A 20,023-nucleotide genomic window follows, 5' to 3' on the forward strand; every position below is an offset into this window, starting at 1 on the left:
CGTAAAGCCATATCTTCACTCTCAATGGCACAAGGTCCACAAAGTAGAAAGAAGTTGTTTGAATTGGTGTGTTTTAGTTTAGGTACGTCAGATAATTGCATGTGCTTCAAATTTCAAATTTCAGCAGCAAAGATACAAATCACGACTGTATTAAAAGCTTCTGTTGAGACTATTTCTAATCATCCATAAAGCCATCACAAAATTGGCAATAACAAAAACACCACCATAAACCATAAATTGTTTTGCTTGGCTTGAGATGTTTACGATATTAAATACATCAGATAAGTAGACCACAATCAAGTACGATGATAAGCATACAAATGAAATGCCTAATGTGAAATTTAACTTTCTGTTTGGTTTAAATAATTGCCATAAAAATGGGATTCCAAACAAGAGAATTGGATAGGCTGTTATGCCCTTACTTTGGTTGACGTCTGTGAACCAGTAGGCTATTACCGCTAAAAAATAGAGGTAAGGCACAAATTTTGAGTATTTACTAATTGTTTCCATCAGTTTGCTATTAACCGTTAAATTGGATAACGTAAGATACGACTAGAAATTATCCGATGTATTCAGTATAACATTTTATTAACTTTAACTTCAGAAATTTTAACACTTCAAAACGTCAACTATAAAGTTATTAATTATCAATTGGTTAGCTTGTAAATGGATGGTTTCATAACCTACAGATGAATTCATAAAAACCGCAATTTTAATAATTAAATAAGTTTAAGATTTTATACAGAAATTAACGTACCTTTGCACGCTTAAAACAAGGCGTCTATTATGGCTAATATTAAAAACATTGCAATTATTGCACACGTAGATCACGGTAAAACAACGTTGGTTGATAAAATCATGTATCATTGTCAACTGTTTAGAGACAATCAGAATACTGGTGATTTGATTCTAGATAACAACGATTTAGAACGTGAAAGAGGAATTACAATTACATCTAAAAATGTTTCTGTAGTTTACAAAGACACAAAAATAAATATTATAGATACGCCTGGTCACGCCGATTTTGGTGGAGAAGTAGAGCGTGTTCTAAATATGGCTGATGGTGTGTTATTGTTAGTGGATGCTTTTGAAGGCCCAATGCCACAAACGCGTTTTGTATTGCAGAAAGCGATTGATTTAGGTTTAAAACCGTGTGTGGTAATAAACAAAGTGGATAAAGAAAACTGTACACCCGATGAAGTTCATGAGAAAGTCTTTGATTTGATGTTTGAACTAGGTGCAGAAGAGTGGCAATTAGATTTTCCAACGGTTTATGGTTCTGCAAAGAACAATTGGATGAGTGATGATTGGAAAGATGAAACTGAAAATATAGAGCCTTTATTAGATATGGTTATTGAGCATATTCCTGCTCCGAAAATTGAAGAAGGAACTACACAAATGTTAATTACTTCTTTAGATTTTTCATCATTTACGGGGAGAATTGCTATAGGACGTTTAATGAGAGGTGAGTTAAAAGTTGGTCAAAACATTTCTTTGGTAAAAAGAGATGGAAGTATACAAAAATCTAAAATTAAAGAACTTCACGTTTTTGAAGGTTTAGGTCGTTTAAAGGTTGATAGTGTACAAACAGGAGATATTTGTGCTATTGTTGGTCTTGAAGGTTTTGAAATTGGCGATACAGTGGCCGATTGGGAAAACCCTGAAGGTTTAAAAACAATTGCTATTGATGAACCTACTATGAGTATGTTATTTACAATTAATGATTCGCCTTTCTTTGGGAAAGATGGAAAATATGTAACATCTCGTCATATTAAAGATCGTTTAGCTAAAGAATTAGAAAAAAACTTAGCACTTAAAGTAGAACCTACTGATAGCGCCGATAAGTTTATTGTTTTTGGACGTGGAGTATTACACTTATCCGTTTTAATAGAAACAATGCGTCGTGAAGGCTACGAAATGCAAATAGGACAGCCACAAGTAATCATCAAAGAAATTGATGGTGTAAAATGTGAGCCAATTGAAGAGATGACTATAGATTTACCAGAAACAGTTTCTGGTAAAGCCATTGAAATGGTTACAATGCGTAAAGGTGAAATGTTAAGTATGGTAGCTAAAGGTGAACGTATGGTTTGTGAATTTATGGTGCCATCACGAGGTATTATTGGTTTACGTAACCAGTTATTAACTGCAACTGCTGGCGAGGCAATTATGGCCCATCGTTTTAAAGAATACCAGCCACTAAAAGGTGGGATTCCTGAACGTCAAAATGGTTCTTTAGTATCAATGGAAAAAGGTCAAGCTATTCCTTATTCTATTGATAAATTGCAAGATAGAGGTAAGTTTTTTGTTGATCCAGGAGAAGATATTTACGAAGGTCAAGTAATTGGAGAAAACTCGCGTGGTGATGACATGACTGTTAATATTACCAAAACTAAAAAGATGAGTAATGTTCGTTCCTCTGGAGCGGATGATAAAGCGAAGATTGTTCCAGCAATTAAATTTTCTCTAGAAGAAGCTTTAGAATATATTCAGAAAGATGAATATGTTGAGGTAACTCCAAATTTTTTACGTTTACGTAAAATCTATTTAACGGAAGTAGATCGTAAACGTTACAAATCAATATAATATGGAATTTTTAGGGATTTCATGGGTAGAGTGGATCGGGTATGCCGCTATGGCAACTGTTTTGATCTCGTTTTTAATGAAATCGGTTAATAATTTGCGCATAGTAAACTCCTTCGGGTGTTTACTATTTGTGTTTTATGGGATTGTACTTCAACCTATTTCTAAACCAATAATTATTACTAATATAGCTATATTCTGTATTAATATATATTACATTTTAAAGAAGGGAAATTAGTTTTATGCTTAAATTTCATGCTATAATTACTTGTGGTATTATAAATGAAAATACATAAAAGTAAAATGATTTTGTATATTTGATATCTACATGAAATTGTATAAAAATAATATGTTCTTTAATGTCCTTACAAGACATGAGCTTATTATAGAAAGTAAATAAGCAAGGAAATCATATATTAATTGAAAAAATTAATAGATTATATAAACAGTAAGGTTTTAGTAAAAATAACCTCTTTACAAACCGCTTCAGTACTAACCAGAATAATAGCCGGAATATTAGCATCAAAGGCAATTGCCGTGTTTATTGGGGCTGAAGGTTTGGCGTTGATAGGTAATTTAAGAAACTTTGTGAGTTCTTTTCAAACGGTTGCTACACTTGGTTTTTATAAAGGTACGGTTAAGTATGTATCTGATTTTAAGGATGATGCCGTAAAACTCAGTAGAACCCTTTCTACTGTTTACTACATGGGTTTTATTTCTACGATTATTGTTTCGTTCTTTTGTTATTTCAGGGCAGAGTGGATTAATGACATTATATTCCCAACCTACAACGATTACGCTTATGTCATTCGGATTTTTGCTTATGTACTCCCGTTTTATGCTTTAAATATGTTTTCATTTTCTATAATGAATGGGTTTTCAAAGTATAAAATTCTTATTATAATTAATATTATTGGTCAGGTACTAAGCGTTTCTATTGCATTACTTTTAATTTATCAAAACAAGATTGATGGGGCTTTAATATCCGTAGTTATTGCAGAATCATTAATATTTTTAATCACTCTGGTTGGAATCATTAATAGAAAAAGCTTAGTCTCACAGATAAAAGTTAGTCAGGTTAGTTATAGTATATTTAAAAAATTAAGTCCATATTCATTAATGGCACTTTTTTCCGCAGTTCTACTGCCGTGTGTTGCTATTCTTATTAGATCGTATATTATTGAAAATATAGGTTACAAAGATGCTGGCTTTTGGGAGGCTATGACAAGAATATCCAACTATTATTTAATGTTTGTTAGTTCTTTAATTGCCTTATATCTTTTACCTCGATTTGCAGAAATAAATGATACCAAAGAATTTAAAAAAGAAGTTATTAGTTTTTATAAAACGATAATGCCTTTTTTAGTTGGTGGCTTTTTATTCATTTATTTACTAAAACATTATATTGTAATTGGAATATTTTCTGAGGAATTTAAACCTGTTGAAGATTTGTTCTTATTTCAATTATTAGGTGATTTTATAAAGATATTGTCTATAGTAATTGCTTATCAGCTTTTGGCTAAGAAAATGTTTTGGCATTACATATTAACGGAAGCGTTCTTGATGATTGTTTTATACACGACAAGTGTTTATTTTATTGATTTGTTTGATGATGTTGAAGGCGCCGTAATTGCTCATTTTGTTAGTTATATTATGTATTATGGTATTATTTTACTCATTTTTGGAAGTTCTCTTTTTCGTTTGGAAAGCGAAAATAAATAAATGCATTTATTAATTTATCCATCTTAACTATTGAAAACACCAAGTTTCATAAAAAACAATCTATTGTTAAAGGTAACTTCTACCAATACGTTATTAGTTTTAGTTAAGATGTTATTTTCCTTAGCCTCTCAGAAGGTTTTAGCTATTTTCATTGGAGCTGAAGGAATTGCCATAGTTGGTAACCTAAAAAATATAGTACTCTTTTTTGAACAGTTTTCAATATTAGGTACATCCAATGGATTGGTTAAGTATATTTCTGAGAATAAAGACGATAAAAAACAACTCAACAATTTATTTTCAACAGTTTTTGTCTTATCAGCTTTAGCTTCAGTTGTGTCTTTTATTATTTTATTTTTCTGGTCTAGTGCGCTTAGTGATGCTGTTTTTGGTGTTAATGAAAACTACAGCTACATCTTCAAGGTTTTGGCATTTCTAATACCTTTTATGGGAGTCAATGGTATTTTATATTCTTTATTAAATGGTTTGTCTGCTTATAAGTTATTTTCTAAAATAGGTTTAATTGTTGTCGTTACCAGTACTTTATTAATTGTGTTTCTTACTATTAAATTGGGTATTATTGGAAGTTTGATTGCCATTAGTACAATTCCTTTTGTGCAATTTTTGATATATATTATCTTTAGTGCTAAAACCTATAAAAAGTTTATTGATTTAAAAGATATATCATTTAAACTAAACTTTAAAAACAAATTGTTGTCATACAGCTTAATGACTTTGGTTGTCATTTTTCTTGTTAATTTTACCGATGTTGCGGTGAGACACTTAATAGAAGATAAAACAAGTAAAGCAGAAGCGGGATATTGGACCGCCATGAATTCTATTTCTAGAGTATATATGCAATTTTCTGCGGCAATTTTTCCGTTGTATATTTTACCGGTATATGCAAAAATCAACAATAGCTTCGATTTTAGAAAAGAAGTAGTAAAGATTTATAAAATGTTATTGCCTTTACTTATTACTGGAATGCTGGTAGTTTTTCTTTTGAGAGAATTCATCATTAAAACATTATATACAAGTGAGTTTTTAGATATGGCGAGTTTATTTAAATGGCAATTATTAGGAGATTTAATCAAGTTTGTTGCTATTGTCTTATCTTATCAATTTATAGCTAAAAAGCGAATCGGTTATTTTATTTTTACTGAAGTGTTATCCGTTTTAATGTTTTATGGATTTTCAGTTTATTTTATAGATATTTATGGAACAGATGGCGTTGTTATTGCTCATTTTGTTAGGTATATTTTGTTTTTGTTTGTTGTGATTTTCATTTTAAGGCCTAATTTTATTGGAGGAAAAAGAGTGTTTTAGCATCGTGAAAAATATGAAAGAGGCCACGTCAAATACTAATCTTGTTCTTGAAGTTTTAATCGCTACAATGAATAGAACATCATTGTCGTTCATAGAAAAGATGTTTCCTCATAATAAATTAGGAAATTTAAGTCTCTTAATTATAAATCAAACTAAACTGGGACATGAATGTGTTTCTAATTTTGAAAATATACGAGTCATTAATACTTATGAAACGGGGCTTTCAAAAAGTAGAAATTTAGCAATTAAGAATGCTATTGGAGATATTTGTTTAATAGCTGATGATGATGTTGAGTATGTAAAAGATTTTGATGAGATTGTTAAAGAGGCATACCACCATTTTAAACATGCTTCAATAATTCTATTTAAGATTGATACATTTACAGGAGAAGATTATAAAACGTACCCAGAGACCTCTAAACGCTTATTAACCAGAAATAATATTAAGCCAACATCGTCAATAGAAATGACTTTTAAAAGGGAGGCCATAGTTAATAATAATATGAAGTTTAATACGCTTTTTGGGTTGGGAAGTTATTTTAACTCTGGTGAGGAATACTTGTTCTTAAAAGATGCCTTACAGAGAGGTTTAATTATTTGTTTTGAAAATCAAACTATAGTAAAACATGCTTTAGAACGATCAACAAGTGATATAGGGAGTGATAATTATGTAAAAACAATATCTGCGCTTAACTATCTTGATTTTAAAAGTTTTAGTTACTTACTTTTGGCAAAGTATTTATTCTATTTACTAATACATAAAGTTATTGGTTTTAAAGATATTATTAAAAAATTTCGAGTGGGTGTTATAGCTATTAATAATTGTAAAAGCCTTAGTAAAAAGTTATGAGAATTTTTATTAATTTTTTTTTAAAATACGCTTCTTTAATCGTATTTGCTTTTTTATTTGAAGTCTTTTTTAATAAAATAACTTTATTTGTTTTTTTTAATTTATTGGAGAATCTCTTTTTTGCTTTAGCATTAGTTTGTCCTCTTTATTTTTTTAATAGTCTTAAGATTAAAAGCTATTACTTTAGATTATCCTATATCTTTTTTTCTATATGCCTTTATCTCGAAACTATCTATTATTATTTGTTTCAAACATCTTTTAGTTCTTCGGCTATATTTGTTGCTTTAGATACTAATGCAGATGAAAGTAAAGAATTTTTGAGCTTTTATATTGATGCTTCTGTATTACTGTGTACTCTTGTTTTCTTAGTAATAATGCTTCTTATACTATTTAAAAGTAAAAAGGATTACGAAGCAATTTTACATTATTCAAAAGCAACTAAATTTAAAATGGCATTTTTATTTTTAGTTATTATTCTATTCGTAAGACAATCATCGCTTATTCGTTTTAATCTGCCTTATTTAATACTAAAATCTGGTATAGAATATTATAATGAGTCTAAAAGTTTGGGAGATTATAAAAACAATAAAATAGGTGATTTTAATAGTGTTTCAAGATTCTCAAATGATGATGAAGATGAAACATATGTTGTTATTATAGGTGAGTCTACATCTCGCTCTCATATGGGAATATATGGTTATTACAGAGAAACCACACCCGGGCTGAGTGAAATTAAGGACCAATTATTAATTTATAAGGACGCAGTCAGTCCTCATGCTTATTCTGTAGCTGCTTTAACAAAGATTCTAACTTTAGGTAATTATGAAACTCCAGAACGAATATCCAAAGGATCCATTATTCAGCTAATAAATAGTGTGGGTTTTGAAACTTATTGGCTATCAAACCAAAGACCAATTGGACCTTTTGAGAGCCTAATAACAAAAATTAGTTTGTCATCAAAAAAGCATAAATTTTTAACCACAACAGTAGCTGGAAACAGTACAGTTTTAGATGGAGAACTTTTGAATGAGTTTAATGAAGTAATAAATAATGAGGCAAAAAAGAAGGTAGTTTTTATTCACATGATGGGGACACATCATCATTATGAAAACAGGTATCCAGAGTCTTTTAGTAAGTTCAATGATGAGCCTAAAACAAATTTCAAATCTGAAGAAAGTTTTTATAAAATAAATCATTATGATAATGCTATCTTGTATAACGATTTTATAATTTCTGAAGTAATTTCAAAATTGGATAGTTTGAATTCCAAAAGTTTTGCTTTGTATTTTTCAGACCATGCAGAAGAAATGTATAGTGATTTAGATATGGCAGGACATAATGAAGATATTTATTCTCAGGAAATGTTTGATATTCCTTTTTTTCTATGGCAATCACAAAAATTCGAAGAATCTAATAAATTATATTTTGTTGAGGATAGAAAATATATGATTGACGATTTATTTCATTCTATTGCAGACTTATTAGATATTTCGGCAAAAGAAGTTGAAAGGTCTCGTAGTATATTTAGTCATGATTTTATAGATCGCAAACGCATAATTAAGGATACGATTAATTATGATACTTTTTTTGATTAGATTATTTGAGATAATTAGATTTAAAATAAAAATAAGTATTGAAACCAATAAACAAACGATTTCTGTTCACTGACATGATTTATATAAGCATTTATGCTATTATAGGTGTTTTAGTAATGGCAAAGGGCCCCATTTATTTGCCAGATAGTTACACATTTGTAGATATGGCTTTTAATCATAGTCCTGCTTATTGTATTTTTCTGAAAATTTTTACTAGTACTTTTGGGGCCTATTTTGAATTACCAGTTGTTATAACGCAATATCTAATTATAGCATTTGGAATTCACTTTTTTGTAAAAACTCTAAAACGACTATTTCATATACATAAAGTGGGTATTTTAATTATCCAACTCATTTGTCTAGCGCCATGCGTATATGTGCATAATCTCGGTAGCGCCATATTAAGTGAAGCTTTAACGTACCCTATCTTCTTGGTGATATTTGCCTTAACTTTAAGAATGTTTGTTGAAGAGAACTTAAAGTATCTATATAAAATCAGTATTCTATTGTTTGTTTTAATTTTAACGAGAGGGCAATTTTTAGCTTTAATTGCGGCATTAATTTTAATAGTTAGTTATATAATTTTTAAGAAGAAATCTTTTGTTAATCAGTTTTATTTTTTGGCTATTTTAATAGTTATACCAATATTGACCAGTTTTACCGAAAGAGTATATAATAAAATAGTGTTTGGTCATTTTGAAAACAACGCTATGAACTATGTGCATTTTATAGCATCTCCATTTTATATAGCTAATGAAAGTGATATAAATCTTTTTACTAATAATGATGAAAAAGTTTATTTTAATTTGATTTATAGCAGTTTAAAAGAAGCAAAATTAACACGAAACCAAAACATAAGTATTGGCCAAGATGATTATTTATTTTATCAATACAACTTTCCTGAAATATGTAATAGAAGGATTTATGACTTAGGTTTGGATTATTACGAAGCGAAAGGACTTAATTTTATTGAACAAAATATTGCTTTGAATACTTTGTGCTCTAAAATGATTGGACCATTAATAAAACAAAATTTTATGACTTGGTTAAAGGTTTTTTCGAAGAACCTTACTAATTCTTTTGGCTCTTCTAAGCAAATGCTTTTCTTTTTTGTATTATTATTTTATGGCTTGTTTAACTTAATAAAGTCCAATAAAAATATTTATAAATTTATTATTATTGCTACTTTGTTTATGCTTGCTAATAATACACTTATAGCTTTAGTTATTCATTCTATTAAACGCTATATTTTTTATTTTGATTGGGTTATTTTTGCAACGTTTATAATATTGTTAAACGAAATTTTTAAAAACCAAAAGCTAAGTGAATCCTGAATTATCTATAGTAATGCCATGCTTAAATGAAGCAGAAACTATTGCTGCGTGCATAAAAAAAGCTCAAACTTTTATGAAAGCTAATGGCATTGAAGGTGAAGTTGTAATAGGAGATAACGGAAGTACTGATGGTTCTCAAGCCATTGCTAAAAAATTAGGAGCTATTGTTGTAAATGTTGCTAAAAAAGGATATGGCAATGCATCTAGGGGAGCCATAGAAGCTTCTAAAGGAAAATACATTATTACGGCAGACACTGACGATAGTCATGATATTCTGAACCTAAATCTATTTATTGATAATTTACGAGCTAGTTCTGATTTAGTGATGGGAAATCGTTTTAGAGGTGAAAATAAAAAAGATTCTATGCCTTTTTTGCATCGATATGTTGGTAATCCAATATTAACTTTTATTGGTAATTTGTTTTTTAAAACTAATTTAGGAGATTTTCATTGCGGTTTGAGAGGGTTTACTAGGACAGCTTATAATAAAATGAATTTGTCTACAACGGGAATGGAATTCGCTTCAGAAATTATAGTTAAAGCGTCGTTGTTAAATCTTAATATAACTGAGGTGCCTACAACAGTTTTTCCTGCTGGAAGAAATAGAAAAGCACATTTAAGAACTTTCCCTGACGGTTGGAGGCATTTAAGATTTTTGTTATTATATAGCCCAAAATGGTTGTTCTTAATACCAGGTTTCTTGTGCATGCTAACGGGCATATTTGGTGCTTTATACATTTTGTTTGCTACAGATACTTTGAACCTTAAATGGATACCACTTTTTGCAGGCTTGTTTTTAATTAGTTTTCAATTTGTGATTTTTTATGCATTAACCAAAATTTATGCTACTAACCATGGACTTATACCAAGAAAAAAAAGTTACGATAACCTATTTGTTTATTTCACTTTAGAAAGAGGCGTTATTCTGGGTATTCTATTAACAGTAATTGGTGTTGTTCTTTATTATTTGGGCTTTAAAGATAGAATGGGTAGTATGGAGAGGACTTTAAAAGTAATAGTGCCAGCAACAGTAATTGTGGTATTAGGAATTCAAACGATATTATTTAGTTTCTTTTTTAGTATTTTAGGTTTAAAAGAAGAAAAGTAAAGAGCCTTATAGTTTGTTTATGTTCAGTAACGACTAATTTCAATTTATCTATTCGCAGAAAAATAAATTCCGTTTTTAACCAAAATTTCATGTATCTTTTTAAAGGTCTTTAAAATAATTTCTGGACTATTTAAGAGTAGTTTTTGCTTAAAGTTTAAATTACTATAATCAATCTCAGATTTCAGCTTTTGGTAAAGCTCTTTTTCATTATTTAGCTTGCATCTTATTGCTACGGCATATCGGTTTATATCTAAATATAGTTTTAATGAAGGGTTTTCTTTTTCTTCTTTTGAGAAATTATTAATGAATTCATATCTAATGTCATTGTACTTGCTTTTTGATAAACTGTTATCTACATACGATTTGTAAGACATGGTTATTTTAGGGTTAAAAGCGACATCATATTTTAATGCCATTTTAATCCATAAATCTAAATCTTGTGCAGTTTTTAATGTTGTATTAAAACAGCCAACAGTATAAAATTTTTCTTTTGTGAATCCTACAGCCGAAGTCCATGCTAGGGAGTTCGTTAAACTGGCTTTAAAAAAGTCGTCTACTATTAAGCAATCTTTGTTAAAATTAAAATTTGCGGGACGTACTACATCTTTGGTATAATAGATTTGGTAGTTATTACAATATAAACCTGCATTTGGAAAAGTTTCAATAAGTTTTTTTAATTCTACTAAATGATTTGTATTCCAATAATCGTCAGCATCTAATAGTGCTATATAATTCCCATTTGAGTTTTCAATGCCTATATTTCTAGCGAAAGAGGCCCCTTTGTTGTCTTGATTTATAATTTTGAATCTGTTATCAATTAGATGATTTATTTTTTCTAAGCTATTATCAGTAGATCCATCATTAACTATTATAACCTCAAAATCTGTAAAAGACTGATCTAACAAGCCAGAAATGGTCTGCTCAATTAAATTCTCTTTATTATATAATGGTATGACTACAGAGAAAAAAGGCATTTATTTTTTTAAATTAATATTGCAAAAGTAACTTAATCTAAATAATTCAAAAACATACAATGAAGGATACTTAGAGGTCAAATTAAAGGTGAAAAAAGGTGATAATATTTTATAAAAAAGTGCGAAAAGATAGTTTAATTTGAATTTTTCTAATTTCATAAAAACCTTTAAGAATGTTGTGAATTCTGGCTCTATCATTTTGGTTTTATAAATAGAATCTAAGTTTTTCAATGATTGGTGTGTTTTTTGGTAATAAACTTGGTTTAAATCCACATCCCCATGTAAAACAGGATTGTCAATATGTAAAATAGAAGCTTTGGTTTTACTTAATTTATAGGCGAAAACTGTGTCTTCGTGCCCATATTTAGAGATGCTTTTTTCAAAACCAATAGAATTAAATAATTTTTTTTTAATCAAAGTATTATTAAAAAGTACATTTTTGTAAATATTTTTATTTCGTTGGTTAGCAGTGGAATCTTCTCTGAAAATCCCATATTTCCATCGGAGTTTTCTGTTGGCATCTACCTTTTTAGGGTGAATTCTGCCACCATAAACAATATCTGTATTTTCTTTTAACGCTTTTTTATATCTGATAATAAATTGTTCATTTGGTAATAAAGAATCACCATCAATAAATAATAAGTTGCTATATTTTGAAGCTTCCGCCAAAGCGTTCCTGATATTACTTAAACCAATATTGTTTTTTCGAGCTATGAACTGGGAATTTATAAGTGAATTAATCTTCTTATTCTCCAAATTAATTATAGAGTTAGAACCATCATCAAAACAAATAATTTCAAAATCTATTTTAGATTTTATAGCCTGCTTTTCTATCTGACATGCAAAAGGATAAACATTATAATTATATGTAGGAATTAAAATTGAAAGCATTATTTTTTTGCAATTAAAATAGTTTCAGGCGATTTAAAACCGAAGTGATAATCGTCTTCTTTTAATTGATAATTTTTTTGTTTCACTTTAAACCCATTTTTATTTAACCTATTTTTTAGTCCATTTCTAGAATAAATTCGAACATGATCATCCTGACCAAAATGTTTTAATCGCTCTTTAGGTAATATTATCGAATCATCTTCATATATCTCACCTTCTTTAAACGGTGTTTGAATGTAAATATTACCATTTGGTTTCAAAACACGATATAATTCTGCGATTGCCTTTTGGTCATCCATAATATGTTCTAAGATGTGATAACAAATGATAGTGTCAAAAGTAGCATCGCTTTGCATAATACTAGTAATATCAAATTTATAATTTGCTAGAAACTCATCTTCAAAATCAGTACTATAATAATTTATGTTTTTGTCTTTTTTTAATCTTCTATAAAGGTTTCTTGAAGGTGAAAAGTGGAGTAAATTTCCTTTAAGAGCATGATCTTCATTAACTAATGTCCAGAGTCTTCGATTTCTCGATAAACTACCACAAAACGGACACAATAAATCTTTATTTTCCAATTTAACAAAAGCACGTAATTTCTTTTTGCAAATATTACATTGGTGTTTATTGCCTAAGTAGAAAACACCATAAAAATATCTAAAAAATAATTCATTTTTAATTAAGAATTGCTTCGGAATAATAGATTTTATACTCTTTTTTATAAAGCTATACATAATTATCCTTTGCGTTGTACAACCTCATAAACCGCATTCTCATCACATTTCAATGTCTTACTAGGATATTTTAGAAGCAAAGCATAGTCGTGAGTAGCCATGAGTATGGTATTGCCATTTTTATTTATTTCTTGAAGTACTTCCATAACTTCAACACTAGTTTGCGGATCTAAATTTCCAGTGGGTTCATCAGCTAGTATAAGTTCAGGATCATTTAGTAAAGCTCTCGCAATGGCTACACGTTGTTGTTCACCCCCAGAAAGTTCATGCGGAAATTTAAACCCTTTAGTTTTCATATCAACTTTGGTTAAAACCTCCTCAACTCGAATTTTCATCTTGTCTTTATCTTTCCAGCCTGTAGCTTTTAGAACAAAGAGTAAATTGTTGTTAATTGTTCTATCATTAAGTAATTTGAAATCTTGAAAAACCACGCCCAGTTTTCGTCTTAAAAAAGGAATTTCTTTTTCTTTAAGATTTTTTAAATCGAAATCAACAATATGTCCTTCACCTTCTGTTAATAGTAAATCACCATATAGCGTTTTCATAAAACTACTTTTTCCTGTGCCTGTTTTTCCAATTAAGTAAACAAAATCACCTTTGTTAATTTCCACATTTACATTAGAAAGCACTAAGCTTTCACCTTGAAAAATAGAAGCGTCTTTTAGTTGTAAAATGGGTTTTGACATAAATAAACAGGGTTCTTTTTGACTGTTGTAAATGTATTATTTAAAAATTGAAAGTAAAAGTTAAACGCAAAAAGTTTAAAATAGTTGCAACCAAAACTTCTATCTTCAATCTACTGTATCAATATTTTTCTCATATTTAATAACTAGATTTATAATTATGGCATGATTATTACGTTATAGCTTTTAGTTTGAATTATCTTTGATTTAAATTTATAAATTAATCCTAAATGACTAAGAAAAGTATCGTTTCATTAGTACTTGCTGTAAGTTTTAGTTTTCAAATTCTAGCGCAGCAATCTGCAACATATACAAGTGATTTAGTAGATTATCAAAAAGCATTGGCACTTTATAATAATCAACAATACCGAGCTGCTCAGTCCATGTTTAGCAGTGTTATAAAAACAGCAGAAGAAAATATTTTGCAATCTAATTGTGCCTACTATATTGCTAATTGTGCAGTACGATTAAATCAGCAAAATGCAGATCAGTTAGTTGAGAATTTTGTAAAAGAATATCCAACTAGCACAAAAAGGAATACCGCTTTTGTTAATGTTGCCGACTATTATTTTGAGAATTCAAAATATGCTTATGCTCGAAAATGGTATAATAAAGTAGATGAAGAGGCTCTTGGAAGAAAAGAGCGTGAAAAATTTAATTTTAATAATGGTTATACTGCCTTTTCAACAAAACAGTATAAAGAAGCTAAAAAGTATTTAAGTCGTGTTGAGAATTCGGCAGAATTTGGCTCACAAGCTAAATACTACATTGGCTTTATGGCTTATGAAGGCGACGATTATGATAGAGCAAATGAATATTTTGATCAAGTAAGCGATCAAGAGCGTTACAAAGAGAAACTATCCTATTATCAAGCTGATTTAAACTTCAAATTAGGGAAATTTGATAGGGCTATCGAACTAGCAAAAGAACGATTGAAGTCTAGCGATTTGGATGAAGTTTCAGAGCTATCTAAAATTATAGGTGAAAGCTACTTTAATTTGGAGAAATATGCTGAAGCCATTCTTTATTTAAAGGAATATAAAGGAAAAAGGGGGAAGTGGAATAATACCGATTTTTATCAATTAGGCTTTGCCTCTTATAAACAAAAGGATTATGAAAATGCCATTTCAGAATTTAATAAAATAGTGGGCGGGAACAATTCTATATCTCAAAACGCCTACTACCATTTAGGAGAAAGTTATATCAAATTAGATAAAAAGCAAGAAGCTTTAAATGCGTTTAGAAATGCGTCTCAAATGGATTACGATTTAAAAATTCAAGAAGATGCCTGGTTGAACTACGCGAAAATTAGTTATGAAATTGGGAATCCGTATCAATCGGCACCTCAGGTTTTAGTGGGTTATTTAGAAAAATATCCTGATACCAGTTATAAGGAAGAAATAGAAACGCTTTTGATTGATTCTTACATCACTTCAAAAAATTATAAGGAAGCTTTAAAATTACTGGAAAGTAAAAAGAGTTTTGAAAATAAAGTGGCTTATCAAAAAGTAACGTTTTATAGAGGCTTAGAACTTTATAATGAAGGCGATTATCAAGAGGCAGAATTACTTTTTAATGGATCTTTAAAAGAATCACAAGATCCAAAATATACAGCTAGAGCAACTTTTTGGAAGGCGGAGACTGATTATAATTTAACCAATTATGATGATGCGCTCATTGGCTTCAAACAATTTCAACAGCAAACAGGAGCTTCGTCAACACCAGAAATTGAAAATATTAATTATAATCTAGCTTATACATATTTCAAACTGAAGAATTATGGAAAAGCTACAGAATACTTTAATCAATTTACTTCAAATAAAAGAGAAGATAAAGTAAGACTGAATGATGCTTATTTAAGATTAGGTGATGGTCATTTTGTGTCAAGCCAATACCAAAGAGCCATTTCTGCTTATGAAAAAGCGATTCAATTAAATGAAATAGACTCTGATTATCCTGCGTTTCAAAAAACAATAAGTGTTGGATATACGGGGCAATCATCAAAAAAAATAAAAGGATTAGAGCAGTTTATTTCAGATTATCCTAAATCAAAATTAAGAGACGATGCACTTTACGAACTTGGTAATTCTTATGTGAAAGCAAATGAAACGGATAAAGCTATGAAGGCCTACAATCAGCTAAGTAGTGAGTATAGAGTGAGTTCGTTTGTGCCTAAAGCATTACTGCGACAAGGATTAGTGTATTACAATGGAAGTGAAAATGAAAGCGCATTAATCAAATTCAAAAAAGTAGCTGGGGATTATCCAGGAACTCCAGAAGCGTTACAAGCCGTTTCAACAGCTAGATTAATTTACATTGATTTAGGGCGTGTTGATGATTATGCCAAATGGGTAAAGCAACTTGACTATGTTGAAGTAACCGATGTCGATTTGGATAACACCACCTACGAATCTGCTGAAAAGCAATATTTGGACAATAACACAGATAAAGCCATAAAACAGTTTAATGGATACCTTAATCAATTTCCAAATGGAATTCATACGTTACAATCGCATTTTTATGTTGCACAATTGTATTACAAAAAAGATTTGCTAGAAAATGCTGCACCACATTATAAATTTGTTGTAGATGCAAGTCAGAATGAATTCACAGAAGAAACCTTATCACGTTTGTCTCAGTTTTACTTAGAGAGCAAAAGTTGGAATAAAGCAATTCCTATTTTAGAAAGATTAGAGGAAGAAGCGAACTACCCGCAAAATATTGTATTTGCTCAATCTAATTTAATGAAAGCACATTATCAATTAGAAAATTATGATGCTGCAGTGTCTAATGCAGAAAAAGTATTAAGAAGTTCGAAAATTGATAATAAAATTAAAAGTGATGCACATATTATTATTGCGCGTTCTGCTGTAAAAACGGGTGATGAATCTAAAGCAAAATCTGCCTATGCTAATGTTGAAGGTGTTGCAACGGGCGAAACGGCGGCAGAGGCATTGTACTATAATGCTTATTTTAAAACTAAAGAAGGCAAGCATAAAGCTTCTAATGCATTAGTGCAAAAATTAGCAAAAGATTTTTCTGGATATAAATATTATAGTGCCAAAGGCTTAGTGTTAATGGCTAAAAATTATTATGCTTTAAATGATGCCTTTCAAGCGACATATATTTTAGAAAGTGTCATTCAGAATTTTCCAGAGTTTGATGATGTGATTTCAGAAGCAAAAGCAGAACTCAGTAAAATCAAAAGGGAAGAAGCCAAAACGAATTCATCTATTCAAGCTGAAGATTAATAATCGTCAATCAATATTCAAAAATCGAAAATCAAAGCATATGCGTAAGCAATTAAAATATATTTTCACAGGAATTCTTTTATTAAGCATTTCCATTGGGTTTGCACAAAGAACTCAAAAAGACACCATAAACACTGGGGTTATTGATGTAGTTAAACCTTATGCTCCAACGATATCCGATGCCTTCAAAGTTAAGGAAATACCGTCTTTAGATGATGAAGCAACTGAAACAAAAAAAGAAATTAAGTATAATATTTTCTCATTCCCAGTGGCTTCAACCTTTACACCAGCAAAAGGAAAAGCGGCAGTTGTAGAAAAAAGAGCTCCAGTGAAATTGTTTGACAATTATGCCACTTTAGGTGTTGGGACCTACACCACAGTATTAGGCGAAGTGTATTATAATCATGCTATTAGCAGAAACGAAAGTGTTGGGGGTTATGTCAGTCATCATTCATCTGCTGGCGGTATTGAAGGGGTGTCTTTTAATGACAATTTCTCGAACTCAAAAATCAATTTGAATTATTCAAGCCGATTAAGAGATTTAGCATGGAATGTTAAAGCCGGTTTTCAACACCAAATGTATAATTGGTATGGCGTACCAGAATCTCAAATAACACAAGCACAAGATAATAATATTGAAGTAGATCACTCATTTTTTGACGCCCATTTTGGTGGTGAAATTGAATTTGAAGATACTTATATAAATTCTGGAAGCTTCTTATTTAGACGTTTTGGAGATAATCAGGGGTCAGGAGAGAATAGATTTATAGCTAAAGCGAAAATAGATGTTCCAATTAATGATATCGAAATTTCAACTGATTTTAAAATTGATTATTTAGGAGGCACTTTTGATAGAAACTATGTGACTAATGATCAATTAAACTATGGAAACTTTCAAATAGGGTTGTCATCAACCTATCAGTTAAAACAAGATGATTTAACACTAGATTTAGGAGTTTCTTTATATTATTTAAATGATAAGGAATCAGGTGATAATAATTTTTATATATATCCAAACATAACCGCTACATATAGCTTAGTTAATGATGTGTTGATTGCTTATGGAGGAATTAAAGGGGGTTTAATTCAGAATTCTTATTACGGTTTTGCTAAAGAAAACCCTTTTGTGTCACCAACACTATCTATTACTCCAACAGATCAATTATACAATGCCTATGTTGGGTTAAAAGGAAAGTTGTCTAGTAATATGAGTTATAACGTTAGCGGTCATTATTTAGCAGATCGAAACAAAGCACTTTTTAGAAATAATGAGATTACACTAACAAATGAGGATTACACTTACGGCAACTCTTTCGGAATGGTTTACGATAATGTGGATACCTTTGGAGTGGCAGGAGAGATTAATGTTGATGTAAACAGAAATTTTAAATTAGGAATAAAAGCAGAGTATTTTAGTTATTCTACAGATGATGAAGTTGAAGCTTGGAATCTGCCGGACATTAAAGGCTCATTATTTTTAGATTACCAAATTAATGAATATTGGTTTGCGGGCGCAAATCTGTTTTATATCGGGGAACGTAAGGATCAATTCTTCTTAAATGACGGTACAACAATTACATCGCCATTTACAGTGGTTTTAGATAGTTATTTTGATGCTAATACTCATATAGGGTATCATATAAACGACCAGCTTTCAGTATTTGCAAAAGCGAATAATATAGCTAATGATGCTTACCAAAAATGGCAAAACTTCCCTGTACAAAGTATTCAGTTTTTAGCGGGAGCTACTTATAAGTTTGATTTCTAAACGATTCTTTGTCATTCCCGCGAATGCGGGAATCTCATGAAATTGTATAAGATTATAAAGTGTTTTTGGGAGTTCCCATATCGGGTCAGGCTTTACGTTACAAGTCCTCACTCGTACCTCGTTGTGGGCTTTCCTCTGCAATCCTTAACGCAGGCCTATCTAAAAAGCTAATATGTAAAATATAAAATCATGAAATTTCGCTGAGTACGTTTTAACAATAGGTTAGCTCAATCGTGCCAAATAATCAAAATGGTCACCTTCAAAAAGCAATTCACATTGCAATCCAAGCGTTTCACAAGCTAATTTTAAAGTTTCAAAATCTAAATACAACCACTTCATAGGCGTTTCTTTTTCGCCTTTATAAGACAAAAAGTAATCTAGTTCACCATAGTAACTAGTATTCATGTCCATCCAATAGCCACCATCTTCATCTTCATACATATATTTAATGTCAGATGAGTCAATTAAAATTTGTCCACTAGGTTTCAAAAGTGTTTTTAAATGCGATAAGTATTTTGAAACTTCAGTTAATTCTTGAAATATTCCCGTTCCATTCATCAAAAGCAGAATAGTATCAAAAGTTTCAGTTTCATCTAAAATATTTAAAATAGCTGCTTGTAAAACGCCACGTTGTTTAGTAACTTCTATGGCACCTTTCGAGATGTCAATAGCTTTAACTTTAAAACCCTTTTCTTTCAAATAGATGCTATGACTTCCAGAGCCGCATCCAACGTCTAAAACACTGCCTTTGGAAAGTTTTAAAGCTTTTTGCTCTAATTTGGGCATGTCTTTATAATCTCGAAACAAATAGGGAAGTGGTAAGGCATCTTCATCAGAAATATTGGTTGATGTTATGATATCTTCAGAATAGTTTCCATTTTGAAAATCCAATAAAGCTTTTCCGAAAAGGTCTTTCATTTAAAATGTTATTTTTACACCATGCAAGACATCATCAATAATCTTCCAAAGCTCGCCAAAGATAAACATAACGAGAATAAAAAATTCTTCGCGAAGCTAAAAAAGAAACCACCAAAAGATTTAGATTATATTATGCAAGACCTGCACAAAGAAGAATTCGAGCGTACTGATTGTTTGGAGTGTGCAAACTGCTGTAAAACAACTGGCCCACTATTTACAGATAAAGATGTTGATAGAATTGCGAAACATTTTAGAATGAAAACACAGCAATTTATTAGTCAGTATT

Annotated in this window: 16 protein-coding genes and 2 pseudogenes; 11 read left to right on the plus strand and 7 right to left on the minus strand. The window is 30.2% G+C overall.

All coding sequences use genetic code 11. The features are described from left to right. Together QZ260_RS13080 and QZ260_RS13085 are read right to left on the minus strand one after the other, a co-directional pair. Nucleotides 1-101 (minus strand): annotated as a pseudogene (locus QZ260_RS13080) (3-deoxy-8-phosphooctulonate synthase); the annotation flags it as partial. Nucleotides 102-150: 49 nt separating this feature from the next. After that, on the minus strand, nt 151-510 hold the full coding sequence (locus QZ260_RS13085; RefSeq protein ID WP_295987007.1) for a hypothetical protein: 360 nt from the start codon (nt 508-510) through the stop codon (nt 151-153). Between the two features lie 276 nt (nt 511-786). Here QZ260_RS13085 and typA point away from each other — a divergent pair, with 276 nt between their 5' ends. The 8 genes from typA (at nt 787) to QZ260_RS13125 (ending at nt 10,515) form a co-directional block, all read left to right on the plus strand. After that, nucleotides 787-2,586: a translational GTPase TypA gene (gene typA, locus QZ260_RS13090; protein WP_295987009.1), complete on the plus strand. Its 1,800-nt coding sequence runs from the start codon at nt 787-789 to the stop codon at nt 2,584-2,586. Nucleotide 2,587: 1 nt separating this feature from the next. After that, the gene (locus QZ260_RS13095) at nt 2,588-2,821 is read left to right on the plus strand and encodes a uroporphyrinogen decarboxylase (protein ID WP_295987011.1); all 234 of its coding nucleotides are present in this window, start codon (nt 2,588-2,590) and stop codon (nt 2,819-2,821) included. A 182-nt stretch (nt 2,822-3,003) separates the two neighbouring features. Beyond that, nucleotides 3,004-4,305 (plus strand): O-antigen translocase, encoded by a 1,302-nt coding sequence (locus tag QZ260_RS13100; protein WP_295987014.1) that lies wholly within the window; start codon nt 3,004-3,006, stop codon nt 4,303-4,305. Nucleotides 4,306-4,368: 63 nt separating this feature from the next. Further along, nucleotides 4,369-5,628: an O-antigen translocase gene (locus QZ260_RS13105; protein WP_295987016.1), complete on the plus strand. Its 1,260-nt coding sequence runs from the start codon at nt 4,369-4,371 to the stop codon at nt 5,626-5,628. A gap of 13 nt (nt 5,629-5,641) precedes the next feature. Beyond that, nucleotides 5,642-6,478: a glycosyltransferase family A protein gene (locus QZ260_RS13110; protein ID WP_295987019.1), complete on the plus strand. Its 837-nt coding sequence runs from the start codon at nt 5,642-5,644 to the stop codon at nt 6,476-6,478. Nucleotides 6,479-6,720: 242 nt separating this feature from the next. Next, nucleotides 6,721-8,073, plus strand: coding sequence for a sulfatase-like hydrolase/transferase (locus QZ260_RS13115; protein WP_295987021.1), 1,353 nt, complete (start codon nt 6,721-6,723; stop codon nt 8,071-8,073). 38 nt (nt 8,074-8,111) lie between these two features. Then, nucleotides 8,112-9,407 carry a hypothetical protein gene (locus QZ260_RS13120; protein ID WP_295987023.1) on the plus strand — a complete coding sequence of 432 codons (1,296 nt, stop codon included), beginning with the start codon at nt 8,112-8,114 and terminating at the stop codon, nt 9,405-9,407. After that, nucleotides 9,397-10,515 carry a glycosyltransferase family 2 protein gene (locus tag QZ260_RS13125; RefSeq protein WP_295987026.1) on the plus strand — a complete coding sequence of 373 codons (1,119 nt, stop codon included), beginning with the start codon at nt 9,397-9,399 and terminating at the stop codon, nt 10,513-10,515. The genes QZ260_RS13120 and QZ260_RS13125 overlap by 11 nt, the downstream gene beginning before the upstream one ends. Nucleotides 10,516-10,559: 44 nt before the next feature. Here QZ260_RS13125 and QZ260_RS13130 read toward each other — a convergent pair whose 3' ends face one another. Genes QZ260_RS13130 through QZ260_RS13145 form a run of 4 tightly spaced genes read right to left on the minus strand, consistent with a single transcriptional unit; the run spans nt 10,560 to nt 13,803 of the window. Then, nucleotides 10,560-11,489 (minus strand): glycosyltransferase family 2 protein, encoded by a 930-nt coding sequence (locus QZ260_RS13130; RefSeq protein ID WP_295987028.1) that lies wholly within the window; start codon nt 11,487-11,489, stop codon nt 10,560-10,562. Next, a complete protein-coding gene (locus tag QZ260_RS13135; protein ID WP_295987031.1) occupies nt 11,490-12,380 on the minus strand; it encodes a glycosyltransferase in 891 nt (296 codons plus the stop codon). After that, on the minus strand, nt 12,380-13,117 hold the full coding sequence (locus QZ260_RS13140; RefSeq protein ID WP_295987033.1) for a class I SAM-dependent methyltransferase: 738 nt from the start codon (nt 13,115-13,117) through the stop codon (nt 12,380-12,382). The genes QZ260_RS13135 and QZ260_RS13140 overlap by 1 nt, the downstream gene beginning before the upstream one ends. A 2-nt stretch (nt 13,118-13,119) precedes the next feature. Then, entirely contained in the window at nt 13,120-13,803 is a 684-nt protein-coding gene (locus tag QZ260_RS13145; protein ID WP_295987036.1) for an ATP-binding cassette domain-containing protein, read from the minus strand. 227 nt (nt 13,804-14,030) lie between these two features. On the opposite strand from QZ260_RS13145, the gene QZ260_RS13150 reads away from it, so the two are divergent. Further along, nucleotides 14,031-17,051 carry a tetratricopeptide repeat protein gene (locus QZ260_RS13150; RefSeq protein ID WP_295987038.1) on the plus strand — a complete coding sequence of 1,007 codons (3,021 nt, stop codon included), beginning with the start codon at nt 14,031-14,033 and terminating at the stop codon, nt 17,049-17,051. A gap of 40 nt (nt 17,052-17,091) precedes the next feature. After that, nucleotides 17,092-18,819 (plus strand): TonB-dependent receptor, encoded by a 1,728-nt coding sequence (locus QZ260_RS13155; RefSeq protein ID WP_295987041.1) that lies wholly within the window; start codon nt 17,092-17,094, stop codon nt 18,817-18,819. 222 nt (nt 18,820-19,041) lie between these two features. Here QZ260_RS13155 and QZ260_RS13160 read toward each other — a convergent pair whose 3' ends face one another. Beyond that, nucleotides 19,042-19,737: a class I SAM-dependent methyltransferase gene (locus QZ260_RS13160; RefSeq protein ID WP_295987043.1), complete on the minus strand. Its 696-nt coding sequence runs from the start codon at nt 19,735-19,737 to the stop codon at nt 19,042-19,044. A gap of 21 nt (nt 19,738-19,758) precedes the next feature. Here QZ260_RS13160 and QZ260_RS13165 point away from each other — a divergent pair. Beyond that, nucleotides 19,759-20,023, plus strand: a pseudogene (locus QZ260_RS13165) (YkgJ family cysteine cluster protein); the annotation flags it as partial.

The sequence above is a fragment of the uncultured Algibacter sp. genome (genome assembly GCF_905480415.1).
Taxonomy (GTDB): domain Bacteria; phylum Bacteroidota; class Bacteroidia; order Flavobacteriales; family Flavobacteriaceae; genus Algibacter_B.